The sequence below is a fragment of the Pseudoxanthomonas sp. P4_B2 genome (assembly GCF_056402315.1).
This window is the reverse complement of record NZ_JBFUHQ010000001.1, coordinates 485,562-498,263: the sequence shown is the minus strand read 5'-3', so window position 1 is coordinate 498,263 and position 12,702 is coordinate 485,562. Positions and strand designations below refer to the sequence as shown.

The window sequence follows — 12,702 nt, the reverse complement described above, 5'->3', positions numbered from 1 at the left end:
GGAACCACAATGAAACCAACTTTCGGCCTGAAGCGACGGTGCATGGGCTATTCCGCGAACGCGCCGCAGCGCATCCGGCGCGCCCTGCCCTGGTCTGGCAAGGCGGCCAGCTCGACTATGCGGGGCTGGACAACCGTTCCGATGCGGTCGCGCGCCATCTGATCTCACTGGGCTGCAAGCCCGACCAGCCCGTCGCCCTGTGCCTGCCGCGTTCTGCCGGGGCCGTCATTGCGGCACTGGGCGTCCTCAAAGCGGGCGGCGCCTATCTGCCGCTCGATCCTTCCTATCCCCGCGCACGCCTGCAGTCGATCCTTGCCGATGCAGGCGTCGAAATCGTGATCGCCAGCGATGCCGACCGGGGTCCGCTGGAAGGGCTCTCCGTGCATTTGGTTTCGCTGGAATCACTGGAAACCGCTGACCACGGCGAAAGTCGCTCCCTGCCCGAAACCACCTCGGCCGATGGTCTGGCTTATGTGATGTATACCTCCGGTTCGACCGGCATGCCCAAGGGCGTGCAGATCGAGCATCGCTCCATCGTGCGCCTGGTCGGCGACGTGGACTACGTAACGCTGGATGCGGACACCTGCTTCCTGCACGCCGCCCCTCTGGGATTCGATGCCTCCACGCTGGAGCTGTGGGGCCCGCTGCTCAACGGCGGCCGCTGCGCCGTGTTCGCGGCGCCAGTGCCGGACGCACGTTCGCTGGCGGCCTGCATCGAGACTTTCGGGGTCACCAGCGCGTGGCTGACCGCCGCGCTATTCAACTCCATCGTCGACGAAGATCCCTCGGCGCTGGCGGGTCTGCGCGAATTGCTGACCGGTGGCGAAGCGCTTTCGCCGCAGCATGTGCGCGCTGCGCTGCATGCCCTGCCCGGCCTGTCGTTGAGCAACGGTTACGGTCCGACCGAATGCACCACTTTCGCCACCACCTATGCGATACCGCGCGACCTGCCGGCCGATGCGACGGCCATCCCGATCGGCCGCGCCATCGCCGATACTTCGCTGCACGTATTGGACGCGCAAGGCGTTCCCGTCGCGCACGGTGAAACCGGCGAACTGCACATCGGCGGCCGCGGCCTGGCGCGCGGATACCTGGGACGTCCGGACCTGGATGCCGAACGCTTCGTCACCGATGCGTCCGGCCAGCGCCTATACCGCACCGGCGACCTGGTGAGTTGGGGCGAGGACGGCACGCTGCGATTCGTCGGCCGCGCCGATCAGCAAGTGAAGATTCGTGGTTTCCGCATCGAACCTGGTGAGATCGAAGCCGCGCTGTCCGCGCATACCAACGTGAAATCCTGCGCGGTCGTCGCCCTGCCGGGACCCGGCGCGGACAAACGCCTGGTCGCCTACGTAGTACCGCGCACGGGAAATTGCGATATCGCCGGGTTGCGCCATCACTTGCAGCAATCGCTACCCGATTACATGGTGCCTGCGCTGTTCATGCAGCTTTCCGCCTTGCCGGTCACTACCAACGGCAAGCTGGATCGTGCCGCCCTGCCTGCGCCGGGCAATGCTCGGCCGGAACTGGCGCACCCGTATCGCGCGCCACGCGGCGAATTGGAGACGGCGCTGTGCGACGCCTTCGCCGGCGTGCTGGGTCTCGAGCGCGTGGGTGCGGATGACGGCTTCTTCGAACTCGGTGGCGATTCGCTGCTGGCGATACGCGTGCTGCACCAGCTTCGCGCTTCGGGCATCGCGGACTTCGCACCGATGCGCCTGTTCGAATCGCCCACGCCTGCGGGACTGGCGAAAATGCAGCCTGTGCTCACTCCCGAAAAACAGGCAGGCGCTTCGCAGCCCGACGAACCCATCGCCATCGTCGGCATGGCCGGACGATTCCCGGGCGCCGACGATATCGAGGCGTTCTGGAAGAATCTCTGCGCCGGCACCGAATCGATTCGGATGTTCTCGCCAGAAGAGATCGACCCTTCCATTCCGCCTGCGCTGCGCGATCATCCGGATTACGTGCGCGCGCGCGGCGTGCTCAACGACACCGCCGGTTTCGACGCCGCTTTCTTCGGCATTTCGCCGCTGGAAGCGCAGCTCATGGATCCGCAGCATCGCCATTTCCTGGAAACGGCCTGGCATGCTTTGGAGCATGCGGGATACGTGCCGGAAACCGCGCCCGGACGCGTCGGCGTCTTCGGCGGCATGTACAACGCCACTTATTACCAGAAGCATGTGTTGCCGCGTCCGGAAACCATCGCACGGCTCGGCGAACTGCCCACCATGCTGGCCAACGAGAAGGATTACCTGACCAGCCGTGTGGCGTACAAGCTGGGCCTCAATGGCCCCGCGGTCGGTGTGCACACGGCCTGCTCGACTTCGTTGGTGGCGGCGGTGATGGCGATGGAGAGCCTACGCCGCGGCGATTGCGAACTCGCCCTCGCCGGCGGCGTAGCGATCACCTGCCCGCCGGACAGCGGCTATTTGTATCAGGAAGGCGCGATGGCCTCTCCCGACGGGCATACGCGCACTTTCGACGCCGAGGCGGCGGGCACCGTTTTTTCCGATGGCGTAGCTATGCTCGCGCTGCGGCGACTGTCGGATGCGATCGCTGCCGGCGACACGGTCTACGCCGTGCTGCTGGGTGGTGCCGTCAACAACGATGGCGCCGAACGCGCCAGCTTCACCGCACCCAGCCCCAGCGGCCAGGCCAGCGTCATCGCACTGGCGCATGACCGCGCTGGAATAGATGCGCGCAGCATTTCCTATCTGGAAGCGCACGGTACGGCGACCCCGTTGGGCGATCCCATCGAGATCGAGGGCCTGACCCGCGCTTTCCGCCGGCACACGCAGGACAAAGGCTTCTGCGCCATCGGCTCGCTCAAGAGCAACGTCGGCCATCTGGTGATCGCCGCCGGCGCCGCCAGCCTGATCAAGACCTCGTTGGCGCTGCATCGGCGCACGCTGCCACCGACGATCGGCTTCGACAAACCGAATCCGCACATCGATTTCGCCGCATCGCCCTTCGTTCCGCAATCCCGATTGAGCGACTGGTCGCAGGCTTCCGGCCCACGCCGCGCCGGCGTCAGCGCCTTCGGCTTCGGCGGCACCAACGCGCATGTGGTGCTGGAAGAAGCCCCCGCTACGGCACCGCATGCCGACTCCGCGCGCACGGCGCAATTGCTCGTGGTTTCGGCGCGCACGCCGGAAGCGCTGGAAGCGAGCTGCCAGCGATTGGGATCGTATTTAGCCGGTGCTGATGCCACGGGAGACCAAACTCCCACCCTTGCGGACATCGCGCATACGTTGCGGGTCGGGCGGCGTGTCTTCGCCCATCGCCACGCCATCGTTGCCGGTTCGGCATCGGAAGCGTCGCGGCTGCTTTCCGAACCCCTCGCGCAACGTGCAGTCGACGAGACCACGCCCGACCTGGCCTTCCTGTGCCCCGGCCAGGGCTCGCAGTACGCGGCGATGGGTCATGGCCTGTACCAGACGGAGCCGGCGTTCCGTGCCGCCTACGATCAATGCTGCGAAATATTGCGGACATTGACGGGAAGCGATCCGCGCCTCGGATTCTTCTCCCGCGACCCCGATGCGCTGCTGCCCACCCGTATCACCCAGCCGGCGATCTTCGTGCTGGAGTACGCGCTGGCCAGGCTGTGGATGCATTGGGGCATCGTTCCCACCGCGCTGATCGGCCACAGCGTAGGCGAATTCGTCTGCGCGGTGCTGGCCGGAGTGATGCCGCTGCAGGATGCGCTGGCACTGGTCGAACTGCGTGGCCGGCTGATGCAGGCGCTGCCCGCAGGCAGCATGCTGTCCGTTCGACTTGCCGCCAGCGAGCTGTCCGCATACCTGGAAGATGGCGTTGAGCTGGCCGCGGAAAACGGTCCGCACCTATGCGTGGTCGCTGGCCCCACGCCCGCGATCGAACGCGTGGGGGCACGCCTGGATGCAGCGGGCATCGCCGCACGCAAGCTGGTGACCTCGCACGCCTTCCATTCGGCGATGATGGAACCGGTGATCGCGCCGATGCGCGAGCGTCTGCAATCCATCGCGCTGCAGGCGCCCAAGATCCCCATCCTGTCCACCGTCACCGCCGAATGGCTTAGCGACGAGCAGGCGTGCGACCCCGACTACTGGGCGCAGCACCTGCGTAAACCGGTTCGCTTCGCGCCGGCGGTTTCGAAACTGGTGTCCGATCCTTCGCGTCTGCTGATCGAGATCGGCCCCCGCGCCACGCTGACCACGCTCGCGCATCAGGCGGCGGTCGGCAAACGCAGGCAGACGGTGGCGGTCGCCAGCCTGTCGGATTCGGCGGAAAGCGAATCGGCTGCGATTGCGACTGCGCTCGGCAAGTTGTGGACGCTGGGCGCCTGCCCCGACTGGCAGGCCTACACGGCGCACGAATCGCGCCGTCGTGTCGCGGTGCCGGGCTATCCCTTCCAGCACCAGCGCTATTGGCTGGATGCGGTGCCTGCGCTCGAATCGGGGGTGTCGGCGACGGCGCTCGATGCGGACGCCGCACGGGAAGCGGAAATCGCGCCCGCGGCGGAGAGCATGCTAGCGGACGGCATGTCGGTAGAAAGCTCGGCAGCAGATGCGGGACGCAGCGCCTTGTTCGCACGCCTGCAGTCCGTGATCGAGGAAGTCTCCGGACTGGAAGTGGAGGAAAACGAAAGCGCCACGCCATGGCTGGAACTGGGGCTGGATTCCCTGGCGCTTACCCAGCTTTCCTTGCAGGTGCAGCGCAGCTTCAAGGTGAAGGTGTCGTTCCGGCAGATGATGGAACAGTACGGCTCGATGGCCAGCCTGCTCGAATTCCTGTCGGTCGCAAGCGACGAGTCCAGACCGGTCGCGACTGGCGACAAGACAACCGCGCTGTCCGCGAAGACCGCCACGGCGGTTATCGCCGGCGATGAAGAAGACGCCGACGGCAAGCCGCTTACCTACGACGTGAAGAAGGCGTTCGGCGCCATCGCTCGCATCCACAGCCAGGCCGATCCGCTGACGCCGCTGCAGCGCGAACGGCTGGACGCGCTGGTGGCGCGCTACACCGCGCGCACCGGCAAGTCGAAAACCTACACCGCCAAGCATCGCGGCCACATGGCCGATCCGCGCGTGGTCAACGGCTTCCGTCCGATCACCAAGGAGCTGGCCTACCAGTTGGTGATCGAACGCTCACGCGGCTCGCATATGTGGGACTTGGACGGAAACGAATACGTGGACGTGCTGTCGGGATTCGGCATGAATCTGTTCGGCTGGCAGCCGGATTTCCTGCGCGAAGTCCTGCACCAGCAGATCGAAGACGGCTACGAGATCGGCCCGCAGCACGTACTGGCCGGCGAAACCGCCGAACTCTTCGCCGAACTCACCCACGCCGAGCGCGTGGCGTTTTGCAATACCGGTTCCGAAGCGGTGATGGGCGCCATGCGCATCGCCCGCACCGTGACCGGGCGCAACACCATCGCCATTTTCACCGGCGCCTACCACGGCATCTTCGATGAAGTGATCGTGCGCGGCACGCGCAAGTTGCGCAGCATTCCCGCCGCACCCGGGATCATGGCGTCGGCATCGCAGAACGTGCTGGTGCTGGACTACGGAACCGAGGAATCGATGCGGATCCTGCGCGAACGCGCGCACGAGCTGGCCGCGATCCTGGTCGAACCCGTGCAGAGCCGGCGCCCGGATTTCCAACCGGTGGAATTCCTGCGCGAGCTGCGCAGCCTGACCCAGGAAAGCGGTTCGGTGCTGATCTTCGACGAAGTGGTCACCGGTTTCCGCGCCCATCCGCGCGGCATCCAGGGTCTGTTCGGCATCGAGGCAGACCTGGCGTGCTACGGCAAGGTGGTCGGCGGCGGCTTCCCCATCGGCGTGATCGCGGGCAAGCGTCCTTTCATGGACGCCCTGGACGGCGGCCATTGGGAATACGGCGACGACTCCACGCCCACCGTGGGCGTGACCTACTTCGCCGGCACTTTCGTGCGCCATCCGCTAGCGCTGGCGGCTGCCAAGGCCAGTCTGCGACGACTGCGCGATGCGGGCCCGGAACTGCAGGAAGGATTGAACCGGCGCACCGCTGACATGGTGGCGGCGGTCAACGCCGCGATGCGCGAACTTGGCGCGCCGTTCAAGCTGGCCACGTTCGCCTCGTTATGGCGCAATGTATTCACCGAAGACCTGCCCTACGGCGATCTGCTGTACGTGATGCTGCGCGATCGCGGCATTCACATCCTGGACAACTTCCCCTGCTTCCTGACCACCGCCCACACCGATGAAGACATCGCGCGCATCGTGGCGGCGTACCGGGAGGCAGCGGCGGAAATGATCGAAAGCGGTTTCTTCCCAGTGGTGGAAACCGGTACCGGAATAGAAGCCGACACTGCGGCGGCGGCCAGTGAGATGCGCGTCGTCCCCACCACCGAGCAGCAACGCGAAGTCTGGCTCGCCGACCGGATGGGAGCCGAAGCATCGCTGGCGTACAACGAATCGATCTCGCTGCATTTGCGTGGACCGCTGGACGTGGACGCCCTGCGTGCCGCTATCCAGTCGCTGATCGGGCGTCACGACGCGTTGCGCTCCACTTTCTCCGTCGACGGCCTGTCCTTACACGTGCACGCGGCGACGCCGACGCTGGATCTCGACCTGCATGATCTATCGGCGCTCACGCCGGTAGAGTCCGAAGCAGGACTCGCCGGCCTTATCGACCAGCATGTCTCGCAGCCTTTCGATCTGGTCGAAGGGCCCTTGGTACGAACGGCGCTGGTAAGGATGGACGAAGCGCACCACGTCTTCGTACTCACCGGGCACCACATCGTGCTGGACGGCTGGTCGTTCTGGGTGCTGGTGAAGGAACTGGCCGCCGAATACGCGCGCTTCAAGCATGGAACCGGCGCCTCGCTTCCTGAAGCGCCTTCCTTCGCCGACTACGCGCTGCTGGCCTCGGACGAAGCCGGCACTGATGGCGAAGATCTTGAATGGTGGTCGCGGCAGTACGCCGATGGCGGCCCGGTGCTTGAGCTTCCCACCGATCGGCCGCGTCCGCGCCTGCGCACGCAGACGGCCGGACGCCACGACCACCTGCTCCCTGCACAACTGGTCGCATCGCTGCGCAAAGTGGGCGCCAAACGCGGCACCAGCCTGTTCGCCAGCCTGTTGGCCGGCTTCTCCACGCTGCTGCATCGCCTGACTCATCAGGACGACGTTGTGATCGGCATTCCTGTGGCCGGACAGGCGGCAGGGCATGAAGGGCTGGTCGGCCACTGCGTCAGCATGCTGCCGCTGCGATTGCGCATGCAGCGCGCGATACCGTTCGCGCAATTGTTGGAATCCAGTCGTGCGGCGATGCTCGATGCCTACGACCATCAGCGCGTCACCTTCGGACGCCTGTTGCAGGCCTTGCCGCTGGCGCGCGACACCGCACGTCTGCCGCTGATCAGCGTGATGTTCAACATCGACCAGGCGATGACCCTGGAACGCGACGCGGTGCCCGGACTGCAGTTCGAAGTCGCCGGCAACGCGCGGCGGTTCGAGACCTTCGAGTTGTTCGTCAACGCCGTAGACCTGGGCGCCGACGGCATGCGCCTGGAATGCCAGTACAACCGCGACCTGTTCGACGCCGAAACCGTGGCGCGCTGGATGTCGGCCTTCGAAAGCCTGTTGTCCGATGCGGCTGCCGACCCCGAATGCGCGCTCGGCGCATTGGCCTTGCTTGGCGACGAGGACCGGCGCCGGCTCGATGGCTGGAATGCGACGGAAGCCGAATATCCGCGCGACCAACGCGTCGAAGATCTGATCCTCGAACAGACCTGTCGCTCGCCCGATGCCATCGCCCTGCGGGCGGGTGCGCGATCGCTGAGCTATGCACAGTTGGACGCGCGTTCCCATGCCATCGCCTGCGCGCTGCAGTCGGCCGGCGTCTCGGCGGGCGACCGCGTGGGGCTGTTGCTGGAGCGGGATATCGACCTGGTGCCTGCCCTGCTGGGCGCGTGGCGCGCTGGCGCGTGCTATGTCCCCATGGATCCGGCGTTTCCGGTCGAACGCCTCGCCTACATGGCCAGCGATGCGGGATTGCGTTTCGTACTCAGCACCCAGACCTTGGCGGAAAGGCTGGAAGCCGCCGTCGGCAATGCGACTGTCATCTCTGTCGACGCCATTCCGGCCTTCAGCGAACGAACGATGCCGCCACAAGGAACCGCGAGCGACGACGCCTACGTCATCTACACCTCCGGTTCGACCGGACAGCCGAAGGGCGTGTGCGTGCCGCATCGCACGGTGGCAAACTTCCTGCAATCGATGCGCGCTGCGCCAGGACTGGATGCGCAGGCCCGCTTCGCGGCCGTGACCACGCTGTCGTTCGACATCGCCGTGCTGGAGCTACTGCTGCCGCTGCTAGTCGGTGCACAGGTGCTGCTGGTGGAACGCGAACAGGCCATCGACGGACAAGCCTTGCGTGTCCTGCTGGAAAGCAACGACATCGACGCCATGCAGGCCACGCCGATGACCTGGCGCCTGCTGCTGGAATCCGGCTGGCGCGGCGGTCCGCAGTGGAAAGCCCTCTGCGGCGGCGAACCAATGCCGCCCGAAATTGCGGCAGCGCTGCTCGAGCGCACGGGCGAGCTCTGGAATCTTTATGGGCCCACCGAAACCACGGTCTGGTCCAGCGCGCATCGCGTCGCCGATGCCACCCCGCCGCTTCCCATCGGCAAGCCGATCGCCAATACCCAGTTGCACGTCATGGATGCCGACCTGAAACGCGTCCCGATCGGCGTGGTCGGCGAACTCTGCATCGGCGGCGACGGCGTCGCCCGCGGCTACCTGGACCGCCCGCAGCTGACCGCCGAACGCTTCGTCGATACCGAACACGGCCGCCTTTACCGCACTGGCGACTTGGCCCGCTGGCGCAACGACGGCACGTTGGAATGCCTGGGCCGCGACGACTTCCAAGTGAAGCTGCGCGGCTACCGCATCGAACTGGGCGAGATCGAACAGCAACTGGCGAGCCATCCTGCGGTGGCACAGGTAGTTGCGGTCACCCACGCATTCGGCGATGGCGACGTCAGGCTGGTGGCGTATGTGGTGCCGGCGACGCCGTCCTCATTGGACGAAGAGACAATGCGGGCCCACCTCGCCTCGCGCCTGCCGGGTTACATGGTGCCCAGCCGCTTCATCCCGCTCGCCTCGTTGCCGTTGACCGGCAGCGGCAAGATAGATCGCAAGGCATTGCCGGCGCCTGGCATCGGGGAAGCGAGCCCCGTCGACCGATCCCAACAAGACATCGCCGACCCGCTGCAAGCGCAGGTGGCAGCGCACTACCGCCAGGTGCTCGGCCTGGCGCAGGTCGGCGCCCACGACAATTTCTTCTCCATCGGCGGGCATTCGCTATTGGCCGCGCAACTCACTGCGCGCCTGGGCAGCGAGCTGCACATCAACATGCCGCTGCGCGTCGCCTTCGAGCACCCCACCATCGCCGGACTCGCCGCCTGGATCGGCATGCAGGAGAAGGACGACCGAGATACGCAATCCATCGCACGCCTGCCTTCGGGCAGCAACGCGCCGCTGTCGCTGATGCAGCAGCGCCTGTGGTACCTGGAGCAGCTGCAGCCCGGGCGCACGGTTTACAACGTGCCCTCGGCGCATCACCTGCGCGGTGCACTGGATTTCGATGCGCTGGAGCGCGCCCTGGCCCGTATCGTCGAACGCCAGGACGTGCTGCGTACCGTAGTCGGCACCCATGAAGGCGAGCCTTACCAGCACGTACAAGCGCGAGTGGACGTTTCCCTGCCCCGTGAAGACCTTTCCCAGTTGCCCCATGGCCAGCGCGAAGCCGAACTCATGCACAGGCTGGAGGACCAGATCGCGCGGCCCTTCGATCTGGCCCGTGGCCCGTTGTTCCGCGCACGTCTCTATGCGCTGGAGGAAGACCACCATGTGCTGTTCTTCATGGCCCATCACCTGATCTGGGACGGTTGGTCGTTCGATCTTTTCTACGACGAGATGTCGGCGCTGTACCAGGCCTATGCCGGTGGCGGCGACGATCCGCTCGCGGCTGCCTCGGTGAGCTATGGCGATTTCTCCGCCTGGCACCGGGAGTGGCTGGCGGGCCCAGAACTTTCTCGTCAGCTGCAACACTGGCAGACGAAGCTCGCCGATGCGCCGGAAGCCTTGGACCTGCCGGTCGATCATGCGCGTCCCTCAACGCCCAGCAATGAAGGCGATACGGTCTGGCTGCGCATTCCGCAGGACACGGTGGAAGCGTTACGCGCGCAGGCGCAGGCGCAGGGCGCCACCCTATTCATGACCTTGCTGTCGGCCTGGTCGCTGCTGTTGCACCAGCTCAGCGGCCAGCGCGACCTGGTGATCGGCACTCCGGTGCGCGGACGCAGCCAGCCGGGCCTCGAATCGCTGATGGGCTTCTTCGTCAATGCGCTGCCCTTGCGGCTGCGCGTGGATCCCGATCAGACCTTCGTTTCGCTGTTGCAGGACGTACGCGACGAGGTCGTCGACGCCTTCGGCTCGCAGGACGTGCCGTTCGAGCACCTCGTGCGGGTGCTGGACAAGCGCCGCGACGCCAGTCGCTTCCCCATCTACCAGGCCTTCTTCTCCTACCAGGACGCACGCCAGCGGCCATCGCGCTGGGGCGTGCTGGCGCACCAGAACCTGCCGGTGTTCCAGCCGGCCGCTGCGCAGGATCTGGCCTTGTGGTTCCTAGAGGGAAGCGACGGACTGGTGGGCGGCCTCAACTTCAATACCGACATCCTGCTGCGCGAGACCGCCGAGCTCCTGAAGCAGCGCTATCTGTCCTTACTGGAAGGCATCGCTTCCGGACCAAGCACCCGCGTACACGAGCTGCTCGCCATCGACCCGCGCGAAACCGCGCTCCTGGCCGAATGGAACGCGACTTCGGCGCCAGTACCGGACACGCAGGAAATTTCGGCCTACCTACAACCTGCCTTCGCCGCGAACGCAGCGCGCATCGCCGTTCTGCAGGACGATGAAGCGATCAGCTACGCGCAACTGGATGCGCAAGCCACGCGCATCGCACGGGCTTTGCAGTCGCGTGGCGTGGGCGAGAATTCGCTGGTCGGCCTGCACCTGCAACGCACGCCGCAAATGCTGGCGGCACTGCTGGGCGTGTTGCGCTCGGGCGCGGCCTACTTGCCGCTGGATCCGGATTTTCCGGCGGAACGACTCGCCTTCATGCTGGAAGATTCCGGCACGGCGCTGGTGCTGCACGATGGCGCGCAAGCACCGTTCGCCGATTTCGCCGGCGAGCAGATTCCGCTGGAAACGTTGCTCGAAGATTCTGCCGAAGACGCGGCGCCGTTAGTCGCTCCTGCACTTTCGCCCGATGCGCTGGCCTATGTGATCTACACCTCCGGTTCCACCGGGCAGCCCAAGGGGGTGCGCGTACCACAACGAGCCGTGGTGAATTTCCTGGAATCGATGAAGTCGAAGCCGGGATTCGACGCCTCCACCCGCCTCGCGGCGGTGACCACGTTGTCGTTCGATATCGCGGTACTGGAACTGTTCCTGCCCTTGGCGGTAGGCGGCACCCTGGTGCTGATCGGCCGCGAAGACGCTGCCGATGGTCGGGCCCTGCGCGCGGTGTGCGAGCGCCACAAGGTCAACGCAATGCAGGCCACCCCGCTGACCTGGCGCCTGCTGTTGGAATCGGGTTGGCGCGGCGGCAAGCAGTGGAAGGCGCTGTGCGGCGGCGAAGCGATGCCGGTGCAAGTGGCCGAGGCGCTGCTGCCGCGCGTCGGCGAACTGTGGAACATGTATGGCCCCACCGAAACCACCGTATGGTCGACCTGCGCGCGCATCGCCGCCGGACAAGGCGACATAGTCGTCGGCCGGCCCATCGCCAACACCCAGGTCCGGGTCGTCGATGCCGACGGCGCAGCATGCCCCATCGGGATACCCGGCGAAATCGTGATCGACGGCGCCGGCGTGACCCTGGGCTACCACGTGCGGCCGCAGCTCACGGCCGAAAAATTCATCGCCGATTCCACCGGTGCGCGCAAGGCGTCGTACCGCAGCGGCGATCTGGGGCGCTGGCGCAGCGATGGCCAGCTGCAACATCTCGGTCGCCTGGACCAGCAGGTGAAGCTGCGTGGCTATCGCATCGAAACCGGCGAAATAGAGGTGGCGCTGTCGCGCCATGCTGCCGTCTTCCAGACCGTGGTGCATCTGGTACCGGGCCCGGGCGGCGAGAAAATGCTGGCCGCCTACGTGGTGATGCGCGACGCGCAGACGCTGCAGCCCGACGAACTGCGCGCGCACCTGCGTCGCACGCTTCCCGACTACATGGTGCCAGGTATCTTCGTCGCGCTGGAGGCATTGCCCACTACCCGCAACGGCAAGGTGGATCGCAATGCGCTGTCGATGCCTGCGCAGGCCGCACCCACCGTACATTCGCTCTCGCGTCAGCAACCCCGCACAACCACCGAGCGCACGGTCGCCGCCTTATGGTGCGAATTGCTGGAGATCGAGGAAGTCGGACTGCTGGACAACTTCCTGGATCTGGGCGGCCATTCGCTGCTGGTCATGCGGGCGGTTGCGCTTCTGCAGGCGCGCACCGGCGCGAGTCTCAGCCCGCGCGCCTTCGTGTTCCAGACCCTGGAACAGATCGCCGCCGAATGCGACGCCACCGCGCAGATATCGGAACCGGTCCAAGAATCGCGCGGACTGCTGAAGCGGGTGATCGCACGCTTCGGAAGGGCCGCGCAGAAATGAAACGCGGACGCGGACG

1 protein-coding gene is annotated in these 12,702 nt (G+C 66.0%); it reads left to right on the top strand.

The window, feature by feature from the left end; genetic code table 11:
- The first annotated feature begins 38 nt into the window (after positions 1-38).
- Positions 39-12,686: an amino acid adenylation domain-containing protein gene (locus AC1DTQ_RS02185; RefSeq protein ID WP_477847569.1), complete on the top strand. Its 12,648-nt coding sequence runs from the start codon at positions 39-41 to the stop codon at positions 12,684-12,686.
- Positions 12,687-12,702 lie beyond the last annotated feature (16 nt).